The following is a 16699-nucleotide window of genomic DNA, read 5'->3' as shown; positions in this document are numbered from 1 at the left end:
GCCGGTTTGCCGTGTCAGTGGAGGCGCATTATAGGGAACGGCTCAGATAGCGCAAGTGCAAATTGAGACTTTTTTTCTGTTCGTCTGAAATTTGCACAAAAGCGCCGTTTTACCCCTTTTTAATGCGCGCCGGAAGCTCTGCCAGGCTATTAATCACCCAATCTGCTGCTGCTTCACCTTCAGCAGTGACCGGTTTGCCGCTGCGCACCAGTACTTTCATGCCGACACCGGCAGCCTGCCCTGCCAGCATGTCTTCCAGCTTGTCACCCACCATATAAGAAGCGGCCATATCAATATTCAGTTCTTCCTGCGCCGTCAGCAGCATACCCGGCTGAGGCTTGCGGCAGTCACAGGCCTGACGGAACTCTGCTACTGTTGCTTCAGGATGGTGAGGACAGAAATAGATGCCATCAAGATCAACATCGCGATCGGCCAGCGACCAGTCCATCCATTCTGTCAGCCGCATAAAGGTATCTTCAGTAAACATACCGCGCGCGATGCCAGACTGATTGGTCACGACCACCAGCGCAAAACCCATTGTCTTAAGTTGTTGCAGCGCTTCAATCGTGCCGTCAATAAACTGGAAGTCATCGATCTCATGGACATAGCCATTGTCGACATTAAGGGTGCCATCACGATCAAGAAAAATAGCGGGGACTTTATTCGCCACGTAGAAACTCCTGCTGTAAAAATTGCCGATCAGTATCGCATGATTGCTATAAAAGGGAGAATGTCAGATTGAATCACTTCCATTGATTTAGACGTCTGGATGCCTTAACATCCATCCAGCTTTTATACCGAATAAAAGCGACGAGGCTTCCCACACCACGGACAACGCAACACGATAATAAATAACATAATGATTAAACTAGAAAATATCACCAAGGTGTTTCAGCAAGGCACGCGGTCTGTTCCGGCGTTAACGGATGTCAGCCTGCACGTGCCTGCCGGACAGATTTATGGCGTTATCGGTGCTTCCGGTGCCGGTAAAAGTACGTTGATTCGTTGCGTTAACCTGCTGGAGCGCCCTACTTCGGGCCGCGTACTGGTAGACGGTGCTGATTTAACCGCACTCAACGAACGTCAGTTAACTCAGGCGCGCCGCCAGATCGGCATGATCTTCCAGCACTTTAATCTGATGAACTCCCGTACCGTCGCGGGCAACGTCTCTCTTCCACTGGAACTCGGTAATCTCTCCCGCGCTCAGATCACGGCTCGCGTAACTGAGCTGCTGGAACTGGTGGGATTATCAGACAAGCATGATGCGTGGCCCGCCAATCTGTCGGGCGGACAGAAGCAGCGTGTCGCGATTGCCCGCGCCCTGGCCAGCAATCCCAAGGTTCTGCTGTGTGATGAAGCCACCAGCGCACTGGATCCCGCGACGACCCGCTCTATTCTGGAATTGCTTAAAGACATTAACCGCCGGCTTGGGCTGACGATTCTGCTGATCACCCATGAAATGGATGTAGTGAAGCGCATCTGCGATCAGGTTGCGGTCATCAGTCACGGTGAGCTGATTGAGAAAGATAGCGTCAGTGAGGTCTTCTCTCATCCTAAGACACCGCTGGCGCAGCAGTTTATTCAGTCTACGCTGCATCTGGATATTCCGGATGATTACCAGCAGCGCCTTTCTGCCACCGCCGCTGAAGGCACCGTGCCCCTGCTGCGACTGGAATTCACCGGTAAATCGGTTGATGCGCCGCTGCTGTCTGAAGCCGCCCGCCGTTACAACGTGAATAACAACATTATCAGTGCCCAGATGGATTACGCCGGTGGCGTGAAGTTCGGCATTATGCTGGCCGAAATGCACGGCACAGAAAGCGATACCCGCGAGGCGATAGCCTGGCTGAAGGAGAATCATGTGAAAGTAGAGGTGTTAGGTTATGTCTGAAGCGATGATGTGGTTGCTGGGACGGGGCGTGTGGGAAACGCTGATGATGACCTTCGTTTCTGGATTTTTCGGTTTTGTGCTGGGTCTGCCGGTCGGCGTTTTACTCTATGTCACCCGTCCGGGCCAGATTCTGCAGAATCAGGGACTTTATCGCGTGCTCTCCGCGCTGGTGAATATCTTCCGCTCCATTCCTTTCATTATCTTACTGGTCTGGATGATTCCTTTTACTCGCGTAATCGTCGGCACCTCAATCGGACTGCAGGCGGCCATCGTGCCGTTGACCGTTGGCGCGGCGCCGTTTATCGCACGTATGGTTGAAAATGCCTTGCTGGAACTGCCAACCGGACTGATTGAAGCGTCACGTGCCATGGGCGCCACGCCAATGCAGATCATCCGTAAGGTTCTGCTGCCGGAAGCGATGCCTGGCCTGGTGAATGCTGCGACCATCACCCTGATTACCCTGGTTGGTTACTCCGCCATGGGTGGCGCGGTGGGTGCCGGTGGTCTGGGCCAGATCGGTTATCAGTATGGTTATATCGGATATAACGCCACTGTGATGAATACGGTATTGGTGTTGTTAGTGGTTTTGGTGTATCTCATTCAATTCTGTGGCGACCGCATCGTGCGTGCGGTGTCCCATAAATAAGCCAGCAATATCACATTATTAAGAAGGAAAGGATATGTCTTTCAGATTCAAGAAAATTGCCGCTGTGGGTGCACTGATTGGCGCGATTGCGCTGGCAGGATGCGATCAAAAAGAGAAAGACCCTAACCACATCAAAGTGGGTGTGATTGTCGGTGCTGAGCAGCAGGTTGCTGAAGCAGCGCAGAAAGTTGCCAAAGAGAAATATGGTCTGGACGTTGAGCTGGTCACCTTCAACGATTACGTACTACCGAATGAAGCGCTGAGCAAAGGCGATATCGACGTCAACGCTTTCCAGCACAAACCGTATCTGGATCAGCAGATCAAAGATCGTGGCTACAAGCTGGTTTCAGTGGGTAACTCCTTCGTCTACCCAATCGCGGGCTATTCGAAAAAGATTAAGTCACTGGATGAGCTGCAGGATGGCGCTCAGGTTGCCATTCCAAACGACCCGACCAACCTGGGCCGTACGCTGCTGCTGCTGCAGAAAGTGGGTCTGATCAAGCTGAAAGATGGCGTGGGCCTGCTGCCAACCTCGCTGGATATCACTGAAAACCCTAAGCATCTGAAAATTGTTGAGCTGGAAGCGCCGCAGCTGCCACGCTCACTGGACGATCAGCAGATCGCGCTGGCGGTTATCAACACCACCTACGCCAGCCAGATTGGCCTGACACCAGCCAAAGATGGTATTTTCGTCGAAGATAAAGATTCACCGTACGTGAACCTGATTGTGGCGCGCGAAGATAATAAAGATGCGGAAAACGTGAAGAAATTTGTCAAGGCTTATCAGTCTGACGAAGTCTACGATGCCGCTAACAAAGTCTTTAACGGCGGCGCGGTTAAAGGCTGGTAATTCAGCTGTTCATCTCCTTAAGGGCGGCGCTATGCCGCCCTTTCTGTTATTGGGTGCCCTGCCCGACTTGTTATTTATTCTTGTCCTTGTTTCAATAACGCCACTTTTTGAAACCTGAGGATGTTGCCATGCGTTTTTTACCGCTCTGCTTGTTAGCATTGATGCTGACAGGGTGTGTTCATGAGTATCACCCGATAAGCAGCGCACCGTCCCGGCCGCAGCAATCCAGTGAACCCACCCGCAAGCCTGTGTCACGACCGGCACCGGTTAAGCTCTATACCGATGCCGCCGATCTGGTCAGCAAGCCGTTCCGCGATCTGGGTGAAGTCTCCGCTGAAGATTGCCAGATGAGTAATCAGAACTCCCCAGCCAACATCGCTACTGCACGTAAACGCCTGCAGATCAAAGCGTCACAGATGAAAGCCAATGCGGTGCTGCTGCATCAGTGTGAAATCGTCACCGGCACGCCAGGCTGCTATCGTCAGGCGGTGTGTCAGGGTTCGGCACTGAAAGTCAGCAATCAATGAGTGAATTCGCCTTTGCGCAAATTGGGGTAATCCGCTCACCGTGGAAGGAGAAGTTTGCCGTGCCGCGCCAGCCAGGGCTGGTACAGGATGGCGGCGGCGAACTGCACCTGCAGCCACCTTACAATCAGCCAGAAGCGGTGCGTGGACTGGAAGCGTTCAGCCACCTCTGGCTGCTGTTTGTCTTCCATCAGACGATGGAGGGCGGCTGGCGTCCCACGGTTCGCCCTCCCCGGCTGGGCGGCAATGCGCGCATGGGTGTATTTGCGACACGTTCAACGTTCCGTCCCAATCCCATTGGCATGTCGCTGGTTGAGCTAAAAGGTATCAGGATTGAAAAACAGCAGGTGATCCTGCAGCTTGGCAGTCTGGATCTGGTCGATGGCACCCCGGTGGTGGATATCAAACCTTATCTGCCCTTTGCCGAAGCATTGCCGCATGCCCAGGCGGGTTTTGCTCAGGCGGCACCTGCGGCTGATATGCCGGTTCGCTTCTCCGCGCTGGCACAACAGCAGCTTCACCAGCAGTCGCGCTACCCCAATCTGGCTCGCTTTATCAGTGAAGTGCTGGCACAGGATCCCCGTCCCGCTTACCGTCAGGGCGAAACGCAGGCGCGGGAATATGCGGCCTGGCTGATGGATTTTAATGTACGCTGGCGCATTGACGATGCCGGTACTGAAGTGATCGCTATCGACCCGCGTTAAAACCCGCTTTTGAGCCGGTGATCTCACTGGTACACTAGCCGCCAGCAAAATTCTGTCTGTGACTTTCCGATCAACTGGAACCGTAATCAATGCGTACTACTCAATATCTGCTCTCTACTCAGAAAGAGACGCCTTCCGACGCTGAAGTGATCAGCCACCAGCTGATGCTGCGCGCCGGTATGATCCGCAAACTGGCTTCTGGCTTGTACACCTGGTTACCGACCGGGGTTCGCGTGCTGAAAAAAGTCGAAAACATCGTGCGCGAAGAGATGAACAACGCGGGCGCGGTTGAGATTTTAATGCCGGTTGTGCAGCCCGCCGACCTGTGGCAGGAGAGCGGTCGCTGGGAGGAGTATGGCCCGGAACTGTTACGTATTGCAGATCGCCACGAGCGTCCGTTCGTGCTGGGTCCGACGCATGAAGAGGTGGTCACTGACCTGATCCGCAATGAGCTGAGCTCTTATAAGCAACTGCCGCTCAACCTCTATCAGATCCAGACCAAATTCCGTGATGAAGTCCGTCCGCGCTTTGGCGTGATGCGTTCACGTGAATTCATCATGAAAGATGCTTACTCGTTCCACGTTTCGCAGGAGTCGCTGCAGGAAACGTATGACGCGATGTACCGCGCCTATAGCCAGATCTTCAGCCGTATGGGTCTGGATTTCCGCGCCGTGCAGGCCGACACCGGCTCGATTGGCGGCAGCGCCTCCCATGAGTTCCAGGTTCTGGCGCAGAGCGGTGAAGATGATGTGATCTTCTCTACCGATTCTGATTACGCGGCCAACATTGAGCTGGCCGAAGCCGTCGCACCCGCTGGTGAGCGCGCAGCGCCGTCGCAGGAGATGCAACTGGTCGAGACGCCAGACGCAAAAACCATCGCGGAGCTGGTTGAGCAATTCAATGTGCCTGTTGAAAAAACAGTGAAAACGCTGATTGTTAAAGGTGCCGAAGAGAGCGGCCACGCGCTGGTTGCCCTGCTGGTACGCGGCGATCATCAGCTTAATGAGATCAAAGCGGAGAAGTCAGAGATCGTTGCGTCACCGCTGGTGTTCGCGACCGAAGAAGAGATTCGCGCCGCAGTGGGTGCCGGACCGGGTTCAATCGGCCCGGTTGGTCTGCAGATGCCTGTGATTGCTGACCGTACCGTGGCGAAGATGAGCGACTTCAGCGCCGGCGCCAACGTCGATGGTAAGCACTACTTCGGCATTAACTGGGAGCGCGATCTGCCGCTGGCCAGCGTTGCGGATATCCGTAACGTGGTCGAAGGCGATTTAAGCCCGGATGGTAAAGGTACGCTGCAGATTAAGCGCGGCATCGAAGTCGGTCATATTTTCCAGCTCGGCACCAAGTATTCTGACGCGCTGAAAGCGTCTGTTCAGGGCGAAGATGGCCGCAATCAGGTGATGAGCATGGGCTGCTACGGCATCGGCATCACCCGCGTTGTTGCGGCAGCCATTGAGCAGAACCATGACGACCGCGGCATTATCTGGCCAGCCGCACTGGCACCTTTCGAGGTTGCGATTCTGCCAATGAATATGCAGAAATCGTTCCGGGTTAAAGAGCTGGCGGAAGAGCTGTATGCCACCCTGCGTGCCAAAGGCGTTGAGGTTATTCTGGATGACCGTAAAGAGCGTCCGGGCGTGATGTTCGCTGATATGGAACTGATCGGCGTGCCACACACCATCGTCATTGGTGACCGAAATCTCGATAATCAGGAGATTGAGTACAAATCACGTCGTGCCGGTGAGAAGCAGATGATTAAGCAGGATGAAATTGTTGAATTCCTGCTGAAGGCTCTGAATAAGTAAGTTCTTAGCGTTAATCAAAGCGGGCTGAATCTGGCCGCAACAGATGAGCTCAACGCGAAGGGAACCGGGTCAGGAGAGGAAAGCGTCCCGCGCCAGGGACGGTGCGGGCCGAGCGGCCATGGATGGCTTTAGCGACTTTCCGATCTGACCGCGTTCCCTGAGCAGGCTCGAACTCTTCGCCGCTCGCCCCTGACGTTGTAAGTACTCAAACGCCCCGCCTGCGGGGCGTTTTTTATTGTACCTTGCCGCGCATCGATTTAGTTGAACTGCGGCGGGCTTTTCCTTCCAGACGGCGCTCTTTTGAGGCGCGGGTCGGCCGCGTGGCGCGCCGGGCTTTTTCCACGGTACTCAGCTCCTGGATCAGATTAACCAGACGTTGCAGCGCTGCTTCACGATTCATCTCCTGACTGCGATACTCCTGCGCCTTGATCACCACAACGCCATCACCGGTAATCAAATGATGAGTGGCGGTGAGCAGCCGCTCTTTATAAAACGCGGGCAGTGAAGAGGCAGCAATATCGAAGCGCAGATGAATGGCGGTGCTGGCTTTATTGACATGTTGTCCGCCTGCGCCCTGAGCACGAATCGCCGTCAGCTCAATCTCACTCTCCGGAATCTCAACCGAACGGGATAGCATAATCATAAGCTCGCTCCCCACACCTTAACCACGTTGACCTCCGATAACCTGTTCATCAAATTAACCTTTTGTGCTCTGATTTACTCCGCCTCAGACAGCGGAATCTGTCACTTTAGCAGTGATTCGCGCACTGTTCCTGCTTTACGCAGGCTGATTTCCTCTAAATGGCTATGATATAGTCGCCAGTTAACCAGAGTATTTACGCTCTGCCGAGGAGGGCCACGTGCAAAATTATTGTGAGTTAGTTCGCCGGAAGTATGCCGAAATCGGCAGCGGGGATTTAGGTTACATACCGGATGCGATTGGCTGCGCATTGAAGGCACTTAATGATGTTGCCGCAAATACTGAGCTAAACTCTTCTGTCAGGGAACAGGCGGCCTACGCCGCTGCTAACTTATTGGTGAGCGACTATGTTGATAAATGAAGCGTACCAACCTATCAATTGCGATGATTACGATAATCTGGAACTCGCCTGCCAGAACAACTGGATGCTGTCGCTGGAAATGAAAGATGGCGAGCAGCTTAAGGCAAAAGCCAAAGAGATCTTTTCACGTAAGAACGTTGAATATCTGGCTATCGATCTTTCCGGTGAACATCGCGAATTACGTCTCGACCATATCGCAAGCTTCACCCATCCCGAGTTGGGTACGGTGGTTGTCAGCGCAGAGTAACCTACGCATTCAGGGCGGGACCTTTCCGCCCTGTTAAACTTCAGGGCTGCAACGAACTGTAGTACGCCGCTAAATCCGCCATATCGCTGTCACTCAATCCCGCCACAAACGCCTTCATGACTTCAGCCTGACCGCCACTGCGTTCGCCATTTTTATAGGCCTGCAGCGCATGTTCCAGATAAGGTGCGTGCTGCCCGGCCAGGTCAGGATAGAGCGGCACCGCCGCTTTTCCTGCTGCGCCATGACAGGCCATGCAACTGCCCGCTTTCTGTGCGCCGCGCTGCGCATCACCCGCTGCCCATGCCGGTAACACGGTGACCGCTAAACAGGCAATAAGCCACTGTTTCATTATTGTTGTTCTCCTGCGCCGCATGCTCCGTCCCAGACTATCTGCCAGCCCTGCTGATTAGGGGCCGCGCCATCACGGGTGACAAAAAGAGTCGGAACGCAGACCAGCGTCTGGTTATAAAAAATTAACGGCAGCCGTTCACGCTGCCACGGCGGTATCTGTAACTCCTGCCACAGTTTTTTCATTTCCCTTCCGCCACGACGGCCCACCAGATGGACATGACCCTGTGCGTGAAACCGCACGCTGACCTGCTCATCCGGCTCAGGATAGCGCAACAGGCTCTCTGACTGGCTGGCACGCAGCGTGCCAAGGTTCTGCGGTAACGCCAGCGGCTGGCAGAGATCGGGCCATGCCAGCACGGTGTCGCGCAGTGAACTGAACAACGGCAGCCAGTAGAGCTGCTGACGGTAACGACGGAGTTCAGCCTGACCGAATCGCAGCCGGGGCTGCGCATCCTCCCGGCTCGCCATCACTTCGTCGTGGATGCGTTTCAGCGCTTCACGGGACGGCATCGCCCCACCCTGTCCGGCGATCCAGCGCCGCAATAAGGCATTAGCACGCAGCTCACTCATGGCCATTATGGGTGGAAAGTGCAGGCTGCCATCAGGCTGGATCAGCTCTGCCAGTTGCCCGGTAAGCAGTTCATCCAGCAACTGCTCCTGCTCACTGCACAACATCGCACTGCGGGCCGTTGCCTCGGCAAAATGGGGCCAGCGCTGGTAAAGCTCAGGCAGCAGCCGCTGACGCAGAAAGTTGCGGTCGTAGCGAAGATCCTGATTGCTCTCATCTTCAATCCACACCAGCTGATGCGCGTCGGCATAGGCTTCAAGCGACTGTCGCGTCTGATTCAGCAGCGGACGCACCAGCTGATGAGAACCCAGCGCGCGTGTAGCGGGCATCGCTGCCAGCCCGGCGGGACCACTGCCGCGCTTCAGCGCCAGCAGGAATGTTTCGCACTGATCGTCGAGGTGCTGCGCAGTGAGTAACACTTCGCCCGGCTGCAGTGCCGCACTCAGCGCCTGATAACGGGCGGTTCGGGCGGCCGCTTCAATGCCGTTTTCCCGGCCATCAACGTTAACGCGGAGCACTTCACAGGGCAGCTGCCACTGCGCGCAAATCGTCTGACAATGGGTTGCCCAGCGATCGGCATTCGGGCTAAGCCCATGGTGAACATGCAGTGCCCGCAGGCGCAACTGAGGATGCTGCTGCTGCCAGCCGCGAAGCTGATGCAGCAGCACGGTTGAATCCAGTCCACCGCTGAATGCGACCACCAGCGCGGCATCAGATTGCAACAGAGTGTCAAAAGCGGGCAAAGACATGGCAGAATCCAGAAAATCGGGCCACTGAATGTCGCCCGCTGAGCGCGCTATTTTACGCCTGATAAAGCTCCAGCGGCAAACCATCCGGATCGGCAAAGAAAGTGCATTGTTTACCGGTCAGGTCATCAATGCGAATCGGTTCGCAGATAACGCCTTTATCGGCCAGCGTCGCGACGGCAGCGGCAACATCCGGCACGGTAAAGGCCAGATGACGCAGGCCACACGCTTCAGGATGACTGACCCGCGCCGGCGGCTCAGGAAAAGAGAACAGCTCAATGGTGTAGCGATCCTGTAGGGCAAGGTCGCCTTTCCAGGATTCCCGCGCTTCGCGGTAATATTCGCCCATCAGACGGAAACCCAGTACGTCACAATAGAATGCTTTGCTGCGCTGATAGTCAGAGGCGATGATGGCGATGTGGTGAATAGCGGTTAACTGCAACATGTTCAATTCCCTGATTCGGGCAGGCTGTCCGCAGACACCCTGCCGCTGATAGTCGTTTAAAGGTTTATGCGAGGTCGTTTTTCAGCACGCGGACGCGATACTCGCCCTCTTCGGTCAGGCTGGCGCCGTGAATATCCGTTTCGAAGCCCGGATAATGCCGTCCAATGCTGCACAGCATCAGCAGAAAATCGAGCACCGCGCGGCTCTTCTCAGTAATCATCTCGCCTGGCATCACCAGTGGAACGCCTGGCGGATAAGGCAGAATCATATTGGCCGACACCCGCCCGACCAGCTCGCTGAGATCCACCGTTTCGATGTTGCCCTTCACCTGCTGCTGAAACGCCTGATGCGGCGTCATCTTCATTTCGGGCAGGACATCAAATGCCTGCAGCATCAGACGCGGCAGATCGTGATGGCGGATCAGCTGATGGATCCCCTGCGCCAGTGTCTGAATGCGCATATTGCGATAGAAGTCAGGATCTTCGGCATAGAGATCCGGCAGCATGTTTTTCACCCGCAGATTAAGATCGTAGGCGCGTTTGAACTCGGTCAGTCCGCGCAGCACGCTCATCGCTTTGGTTTTGTCGATACCGATGCTGAACAGGAACAGCAGGTTATAGGGACCGGTTTTCTCCACCACGATGCCGCGCTCATCCAGAAACTTCGCCACCAGCGCCGCCGGGATCCCCTCTTCCGCCATCTTCCCCAGTTCGCTCATGCCCGGCGTCAGAATGGTGACTTTGATCGGATCCAGGTACATGTGGTCGCGATCGGCCTGAGTAAATCCGTGCCACTCTTCGTCGCCGGGCTGGATCGGCCAGCATTGCGCTTCATCAACCTCTTCCGGCTGCCAGATATCAAAGAACCAGCTATCGGACTCCTCGCGCAGGCGCTGGATCTCCCGACGGAAGTGCAGCGCGCGCTCCACCGAGCGATTGATCAGTCGTTTACCGGGATTGCCACGCAGCATAGCAGCAGCAGTTTCAATAGAGGAGACGATGGCGTAATTGGGCGAGGTGGTGGTGTGCATCATGTAGGCTTCGTTAAACGTCTGTTCGTCGTAGTCGCCCTTAATGTGAATCATTGATGCCTGCGAAAACGCCGCCAGCAGTTTGTGGGTCGATTGCGTCTCATACACCACTTTGCCCGGGATGCGGTCGCCACTCATGCCACTTTTACCGGCGTAGATCGGATGGAAATTGGTGTAAGGCACCCACGCTGAATCGAAATGAATCGACGGTACATCCAGTGTCTCTTTGATGTACTGGGTATTGTAGAGCAGCCCATCATAGGTGGAGTTGGTGATCACCGCATGAACCGGCCACGTGGCACGGTCGGTGGCAGCCACCTTGCGCGAAATACTCTCGCGGGTGAACTCCTGCTTCGGGATACCGCCGAGAATACCCAACGCATTGCGGGTCGGCTTCAGCCAGATGGGGATAAGATCGCTCATCATCAGCAGATGGGTCAGTGACTTGTGGCAGTTGCGATCGATCAGCACGGTGCTGCCCGCCGGTGCGGCATACATGCCGACAATTTTGTTCGACGTTGAGGTCCCGTTGGTCACCATGTAACTCTGCTCGGCACCAAAAGTACGTGCAATGTACTCCTCCGCTTCAAGGTGCGGACCGGTGTGATCAAGCAGCGAACCCAGTTCGGTAACGGAAATTGAGATGTCCGATTTCAGGGTATTAGCCCCGAAGAAATCGTAGAACAGGCAGCCCACCGGGCTCTTCTGAAACGCGGTACCCGCCATATGGCCCGGCGTGCAGAAGGTGTACTTGCCCTCTTTCACATAGGTGAACAACGCTTTAGTCAGCGGCGGCGTAATGTGGTCGAGATAGTCATCGGTATATTGCCGGATATGCAGCGCGATATCGTCGGCGGCATTCAGCGCGTACTCAAAAAAGTGCAGCGGCATGCGCATCTCATTGACGCTGATATCCATCTGCGAGTGGGTGTTGATAAAGGCGTACAGCGGCAGGTATTCGTTGAGCTGATTAATCTCACCGCAGAGTTCCGGACTGTTGTGCGCGTCCCAGTCGAAGATGACGCCGCTGATACGCGGATTGTGCTCGATCAGTTTCAGCAGATCGTCACTGTTTTTCGGGTAAAGCAGCCTGAAGCCTTGCAGATTTAACGCCGCGTCGAGTTCGCGTAACGGTTCATCTTTATAAAACACGCCGTGCGCGCCCATGATCGCCAGAATATTCAATGCCCATCTCCCTGATTATTGTGGAACCGGACAAGCATAACCGCTAACCCGCGGAAGGTGTAGCAAGGCGGCTATCGGATGGCGCTGAAAGAGAGGGGAATAGCGTGCGGAGATAAACCGGCGGCATAAAAAAAGCGGACCGGAGTCCGCTTTTATTGATGGGGCTAAATCAGGCGTAGCCGTAGCTCATCAGGCGCTGATAACGACGATCCAGCAGCTCTTCAGTGCTAAATCCATCGAGATCGGCCAGATCGGCCAGCAGCTGCTGCTTCAGTGACTGCGCCATATCAACCGGACGGCGATGCGCGCCACCCAGCGGCTCAGGGATCACCGAGTCAATCAGCTTCAGCTCTTTCAGACGGTGAGCGGTAATGCCCATCGCTTCAGCGGCCAGCGGCGCTTTGTCAGCGCTTTTCCACAGAATAGATGCACAGCCTTCCGGCGAGATCACTGAATAGGTGCTGTACTGCAGCATATTCACTTTGTCGCCCACGCCAATCGCCAGCGCACCACCTGAACCACCCTCACCGATGACCGTACAGATCACCGGCACTTTCAGGCCAGACATTTCACGCAGGTTGCGGGCAATCGCTTCAGACTGCCCACGCTCTTCCGCGCCCACACCCGGATAGGCACCCGGTGTGTCGATGAAGGTGATGATTGGCATTTTGAAACGCTCAGCCATCTCCATCAGGCGCAGCGCTTTGCGATAGCCTTCCGGTGCTGGCATGCCGAAGTTACGGCGAATTTTCTCTTTGGTTTCACGGCCTTTCTGGTGCCCGATGATCATCACCGGACGTCCATCAAGACGTGCAATCCCGCCCACAATCGCTTTGTCATCGGCATAAGCACGGTCGCCCGCCAGCTCATCGAAATCGTCGAAGGCGTTGCGCACGTAGTCAAAGGTGTAAGGACGCAAAGGATGACGCGCCAGCTGAGCGATTTGCCATGCGCCCAAATCGGCGAAGATCTTACGGGTCAGCTCAACGCTTTTCTCACGCAGACGCTGAACTTCTTCATCCAGATTAACGTGTTTATCATCCTGACGACCAATTGAGGTCAGCGAATCGATCTTCGCTTCCAGTTCTGCAATTGGCTGTTCAAAATCCAGGTAATTAAGACTCATAATGTTCCTGTTCTAGTCAAACTCCAGTTCCACCTGCTCCGATCCAATCAACGAGCGCAGATCGTTAAGTAAACGATCGCTGGGCGAAATTCGCCACGCTGCACCAAAGCGCAGCTTCGCTCGCGCGTCGGCTCTCTGATAGTAGAGATGCACCGGAATAGTCCCTGATCGATGAGGTTCCAGAGACTGACGGAGTCGGTTTAATAGCTGGTCATCAATTTGCCTGTCCGTCAGCGAGATAGCAAGTCCGCGCGCGTATTTTTCGCGAGCTTCGTCGATGTCCATGACTTCACGAGCGGTCATTTTAAGGCCACCACTGAAGTCATCAAAGCTGACCTGTCCGCTGACGATCAGAATTCGGTCTTTCTCCAGCAACTGCTGGTATTTATCTAACGCATCGGTAAATAACATCACCTCAAGACGACCGGAGCGATCGTCCAGAGTACAGATACCAATTCGGTTGCCGCGTTTGGTGACCATTACCCGTGCCGCGATCACCAGACCGGCCGCCACGGTAATTTTACCCCGATCGGTAGGATGCATATCTTTCAGCCGCACCCCGCCAACGTAACGCTCAATTTCTTTCAGGTACTGATTAATCGGGTGGCCGGTAAGGTAAAGCCCCAGCGTTTCCCGTTCGCCATCCAGCTGCACCTGCTCAGGCCACGGCGTGACGCTGGCGTACGATTTCTCAACCTGCTCCGGCTCTTCCGCCAGTACGCCAAACATATCAGCCTGGCCAATCGCTTCCGCTTTCGCGTGCTGATCGGCCGCTTTTAACGCGTCACTGAGTGAACTCATCAGCGCAGCGCGATGCGGTCCAAGGCGATCAAAGGCCCCGGACATGATCAATTTTTCCATTACCCGACGGTTGATCTTTTTGGTGTCGGTACGGGCGCAGAGATCAAACAACTCGCGGAAATAACCGCCTTCGTTACGGGCGTCGATGATCGCTTCGATCGGGCCTTCACCGACGCCTTTGATCGCGCCGATACCGTAAACGATCTCGCCCGCGTCATTAACATGGAACTGATAGAGACCGGAGTTGATATCAGGCGGCAGGACTTTCAGTCCCATCCGCCAGCACTCATCGACCAGGCCAACCACTTTCTCGGTGTTATCCATATCGGCGGTCATGACCGCAGCCATAAACTCAGCCGGATAGTGCGCCTTCAGCCACAACGTCTGGTAGGAGACGAGTGCGTAGGCCGCAGAGTGTGACTTGTTAAAGCCATAACCTGCAAATTTTTCTACCAGATCGAAGATCTTCATCGACAGTTCCCCGTCGATGCCCATACTTTCGGCACCGTCGCGGAATACAGAACGCTGTTTGGCCATCTCCTCGGGTTTCTTTTTACCCATGGCGCGACGCAGCATATCCGCACCGCCCAGCGTGTAACCGGAGAGAACCTGGGCGATCTGCATCACCTGTTCCTGATAGAGGATGATGCCGTAGGTCGGTTCCAGCACCGGTTTCAGGCTTTCGTGCTGCCACTGAATGTCGGGATAGGAGATCGCTTCACGGCCATGCTTACGGTCAATGAAGTTATCCACCATGCCGGACTGCAGTGGGCCAGGACGGAACAGCGCCACCAGTGCGATCATATCTTCGAAGCAGTCGGGCTTCAGACGCTTAATCAGATCTTTCATGCCGCGCGATTCAAGCTGGAACACCGCAGTGGTTTCCGAGCGCTGCAGCATATCGAAGCTTTTCTTATCGTCCAGCGGGATAGAGGCGATATCGATCGGCTCCAGCCCCTGCTTTTCCCGGCGCGGGTTGATCATCTTCAGCGCCCAGTCGATGATGGTCAGCGTACGCAGACCCAGGAAGTCGAACTTCACCAGGCCGGCATATTCCACATCATTTTTATCGAACTGAGTTACCGGGAACTGCCCATGCTCATCACAATAGAGCGGCGCAAAATCGGTGATCTTCGTTGGCGCAATGACCACGCCGCCCGCATGTTTACCGGCGTTACGCGTGACCCCTTCCAGCTTGCGCGCCATGTCGATCAGCGCTTTAACCTCTTCGTCCGCGTCATACATGGCGGGAAGCTGCGGTTCAGCAATAAAAGCTTTTTCCAGCGTCATGCCGGGATCGGGCGGGATCAGTTTTGAAATGCGGTCAACGAAGCCGTAAGGATGTCCCAGCACGCGGCCCACATCGCGAATGACCGCTTTCGCCGCCATGGTGCCGAAGGTAATAATCTGGGAAACCGCTTCACGTCCGTACATATCTGCAACGTGTTCGATCACCTGATCGCGCTTCTCCATGCAGAAGTCGACGTCGAAATCGGGCATCGAGACGCGTTCCGGGTTCAGGAAGCGTTCGAACAGCAGGTCAAATTCCAGCGGATCGATATCGGTGATTTTCAGCGCATAGGCCACCAGCGAACCGGCACCGGAACCACGCCCCGGCCCGACCGGCACGCCGTTGTCCTTGGACCACTGGATGAACTCCATTACGATCAGGAAGTAGCCGGGGAAACCCATCTGGTTAATAACGTTGAGTTCAATCTCCAGACGTTCATCATATTCCGGGCGTTTCTCAAGGCGTTCGGCTTCGTCCGGGAACAGGAACTCAAGACGCTCTTCCAGACCCTCACGGGATTTCACCACCAGATAATCTTCGGTGGTCATATCACCGGTCGGGAACTGCGGCAGGAAGTATTCGCCCAGCCGGACCGTGACGTTACAACGCTTAGCAATCTCTACGCTGTTTTCCAGCGCTTCCGGGATGTCCGAGAAGAGCTCGCACATCTCCTCTTCGCTGCGCATATATTGCTGAGGACTGTAGTTACGCGGACGCTTGGGATCATCCAGCGTATAGCCGTCATGAATGGCGACGCGAATTTCGTGCGCATCGAAATCTTCTGCATTGATAAAGCAGACTTCATTGGTGGCAACGACCGGTATTCCCTCTGCAATCGCCAGTTCAACTGCCGCATGCAGATAGCTCTCTTCGTCCTGACGGCCGGTACGAATCAGCTCCAGGTAGTAGCGATCGGGGAAATGTTGCTGGTAAAACGACAGGCATTGCGAAACCAGGGCATTGTTGCCGCGCAGCAGGCTGCGACCCACATCGCCGCGCCGTCCGCCCGACAGCAGGATTAATCCTTCCTGCAATTCAATCAGCCAGTCGCGGTCGATGATCGGTCCGTCCACGCCATACCCACGCTGATAGGCACGGGAGATCAGCAGCGTCAGGTTCTGGTATCCGGTATTACTGGACGCCAGCACGGTAAGCTGTGTCAGCTCATCCCCCATCAGCTCACTGGCAACGTTGAAATCGGCACCAATGACCGGCTTTATCCCTGCGCTGTGCGCGCCACCGTAAAATTTCACCAGGCCACAGAGGTTAGTGAAGTCGGTAATCGCGATAGCCGGCATGCCAAGGGCAGCCGCCTTCTTGATTAACGGCCCGGTTTTCGCCAGGCCATCAACCATCGAATAGTCACTGTGGACACGCAGATGTATAAAACGGGGTTCAGCCATATCAGTTTCCGGTTAAAACAGC

The 16699-nt window shown here is 55.1% G+C and carries 16 protein-coding genes; 8 read left to right on the top strand and 8 right to left on the bottom strand.

Annotated elements, in window-relative coordinates; all coding sequences use genetic code 11:
- Positions 1–109 precede the first annotated feature (109 nt).
- Positions 110–670, bottom strand: a complete 561-nt coding sequence (gmhB, locus tag ACMGGP_RS02595) for a D-glycero-beta-D-manno-heptose 1,7-bisphosphate 7-phosphatase (RefSeq protein WP_163639955.1) — start codon at positions 668–670, stop codon at positions 110–112.
- A 189-nt stretch (positions 671–859) separates the two neighbouring features.
- Between gmhB and metN the strand changes: the two genes are divergently transcribed.
- The 6 genes from metN (at position 860) to proS (ending at position 6423) form a co-directional block, all read left to right on the top strand.
- Positions 860–1891: a methionine ABC transporter ATP-binding protein MetN gene (metN, locus tag ACMGGP_RS02590; protein ID WP_010254188.1), complete on the top strand. Its 1032-nt coding sequence runs from the start codon at positions 860–862 to the stop codon at positions 1889–1891.
- A complete protein-coding gene (locus tag ACMGGP_RS02585; RefSeq protein ID WP_031375299.1) occupies positions 1884–2537 on the top strand; it encodes a methionine ABC transporter permease MetI in 654 nt (217 codons plus the stop codon). The genes metN and ACMGGP_RS02585 overlap by 8 nt, the downstream gene beginning before the upstream one ends.
- Before the next feature lie 34 nt (positions 2538–2571).
- Entirely contained in the window at positions 2572–3387 is an 816-nt protein-coding gene (locus tag ACMGGP_RS02580) for a MetQ/NlpA family lipoprotein (RefSeq protein ID WP_010254184.1), read from the top strand.
- A gap of 128 nt (positions 3388–3515) precedes the next feature.
- Positions 3516–3914, top strand: coding sequence for an envelope stress sensor lipoprotein RcsF (gene rcsF / locus ACMGGP_RS02575; protein ID WP_010254182.1), 399 nt, complete (start codon positions 3516–3518; stop codon positions 3912–3914).
- On the top strand, positions 3911–4615 hold the full coding sequence (gene tsaA, locus ACMGGP_RS02570) for a tRNA (N6-threonylcarbamoyladenosine(37)-N6)-methyltransferase TrmO (RefSeq protein ID WP_010254180.1): 705 nt from the start codon (positions 3911–3913) through the stop codon (positions 4613–4615). Before rcsF ends, tsaA begins: the two co-directional genes overlap by 4 nt.
- An 89-nt stretch (positions 4616–4704) precedes the next feature.
- Entirely contained in the window at positions 4705–6423 is a 1719-nt protein-coding gene (gene proS, locus ACMGGP_RS02565) for a proline--tRNA ligase (RefSeq protein WP_022625458.1), read from the top strand.
- A gap of 232 nt (positions 6424–6655) precedes the next feature.
- Here proS and arfB read toward each other — a convergent pair whose 3' ends face one another.
- A complete protein-coding gene (gene arfB / locus ACMGGP_RS02560; protein ID WP_010254175.1) occupies positions 6656–7066 on the bottom strand; it encodes an alternative ribosome rescue aminoacyl-tRNA hydrolase ArfB in 411 nt (136 codons plus the stop codon).
- Between the two features lie 217 nt (positions 7067–7283).
- Here arfB and ACMGGP_RS02555 point away from each other — a divergent pair, with 217 nt between their 5' ends.
- Positions 7284–7484 (top strand): YaeP family protein, encoded by a 201-nt coding sequence (locus ACMGGP_RS02555; protein ID WP_010254172.1) that lies wholly within the window; start codon positions 7284–7286, stop codon positions 7482–7484.
- Positions 7471–7731 carry a Rho-binding antiterminator gene (rof, locus tag ACMGGP_RS02550; RefSeq protein WP_010254167.1) on the top strand — a complete coding sequence of 87 codons (261 nt, stop codon included), beginning with the start codon at positions 7471–7473 and terminating at the stop codon, positions 7729–7731. Before ACMGGP_RS02555 ends, rof begins: the two co-directional genes overlap by 14 nt.
- A gap of 40 nt (positions 7732–7771) precedes the next feature.
- Here rof and ACMGGP_RS02545 read toward each other — a convergent pair whose 3' ends face one another.
- The 6 genes from ACMGGP_RS02545 to dnaE form a co-directional block, all read right to left on the bottom strand.
- Complete coding sequence (locus ACMGGP_RS02545; RefSeq protein ID WP_033787335.1) at positions 7772–8080, bottom strand: c-type cytochrome; 309 nt, start codon at positions 8078–8080, stop codon at positions 7772–7774.
- Positions 8080–9399 carry a tRNA lysidine(34) synthetase TilS gene (gene tilS / locus ACMGGP_RS02540; RefSeq protein WP_498798113.1) on the bottom strand — a complete coding sequence of 440 codons (1320 nt, stop codon included), beginning with the start codon at positions 9397–9399 and terminating at the stop codon, positions 8080–8082. The genes ACMGGP_RS02545 and tilS overlap by 1 nt, the downstream gene beginning before the upstream one ends.
- Positions 9400–9451: 52 nt before the next feature.
- Entirely contained in the window at positions 9452–9841 is a 390-nt protein-coding gene (locus tag ACMGGP_RS02535; protein WP_010254157.1) for a VOC family protein, read from the bottom strand.
- Positions 9842–9905: 64 nt separating this feature from the next.
- Entirely contained in the window at positions 9906–12056 is a 2151-nt protein-coding gene (locus ACMGGP_RS02530) for a lysine decarboxylase LdcC (RefSeq protein ID WP_010254154.1), read from the bottom strand.
- 169 nt (positions 12057–12225) lie between these two features.
- On the bottom strand, positions 12226–13182 hold the full coding sequence (gene accA / locus ACMGGP_RS02525) for an acetyl-CoA carboxylase carboxyl transferase subunit alpha (protein WP_010254150.1): 957 nt from the start codon (positions 13180–13182) through the stop codon (positions 12226–12228).
- A gap of 12 nt (positions 13183–13194) precedes the next feature.
- On the bottom strand, positions 13195–16677 hold the full coding sequence (gene dnaE, locus ACMGGP_RS02520; RefSeq protein ID WP_010671865.1) for a DNA polymerase III subunit alpha: 3483 nt from the start codon (positions 16675–16677) through the stop codon (positions 13195–13197).
- Positions 16678–16699: the final 22 nt, after the last annotated feature.

Origin of the sequence: Curtobacterium sp. BNK-1, assembly GCF_048685235.1 — a bacterium.
Classification (GTDB): Bacteria; Pseudomonadota; Gammaproteobacteria; order Enterobacterales; family Enterobacteriaceae; genus Pantoea; species Pantoea agglomerans.
The sequence above is the reverse complement of the archived record's forward strand: the minus strand, read 5'-3'. Positions and strand labels throughout refer to the sequence as shown.

Bases quoted from the DNA above. Each gene is read 5' to 3' on its own strand.
- metN (WP_010254188.1), top strand. From the start codon at position 860: ATGATTAAACTAGAAAATATCACCAAGGTGTTTCAGCAAGGCACGCGG.
- ACMGGP_RS02585 (WP_031375299.1), top strand. From the start codon at position 1,884: ATGTCTGAAGCGATGATGTGGTTGCTGGGACGGGGCGTGTGGGAAACG.
- ACMGGP_RS02580 (WP_010254184.1), top strand. From the start codon at position 2,572: ATGTCTTTCAGATTCAAGAAAATTGCCGCTGTGGGTGCACTGATTGGC.
- rcsF (WP_010254182.1), top strand. From the start codon at position 3,516: ATGCGTTTTTTACCGCTCTGCTTGTTAGCATTGATGCTGACAGGGTGT.
- tsaA (WP_010254180.1), top strand. From the start codon at position 3,911: ATGAGTGAATTCGCCTTTGCGCAAATTGGGGTAATCCGCTCACCGTGG.
- proS (WP_022625458.1), top strand. From the start codon at position 4,705: ATGCGTACTACTCAATATCTGCTCTCTACTCAGAAAGAGACGCCTTCC.
- arfB (WP_010254175.1), bottom strand. From the start codon at position 7,066: ATGATTATGCTATCCCGTTCGGTTGAGATTCCGGAGAGTGAGATTGAG.
- rof (WP_010254167.1), top strand. From the start codon at position 7,471: ATGTTGATAAATGAAGCGTACCAACCTATCAATTGCGATGATTACGAT.
- ACMGGP_RS02545 (WP_033787335.1), bottom strand. From the start codon at position 8,080: ATGAAACAGTGGCTTATTGCCTGTTTAGCGGTCACCGTGTTACCGGCA.
- tilS (WP_498798113.1), bottom strand. From the start codon at position 9,399: ATGTCTTTGCCCGCTTTTGACACTCTGTTGCAATCTGATGCCGCGCTG.
- ACMGGP_RS02535 (WP_010254157.1), bottom strand. From the start codon at position 9,841: ATGTTGCAGTTAACCGCTATTCACCACATCGCCATCATCGCCTCTGAC.
- accA (WP_010254150.1), bottom strand. From the start codon at position 13,182: ATGAGTCTTAATTACCTGGATTTTGAACAGCCAATTGCAGAACTGGAA.
- dnaE (WP_010671865.1), bottom strand. From the start codon at position 16,677: ATGGCTGAACCCCGTTTTATACATCTGCGTGTCCACAGTGACTATTCG.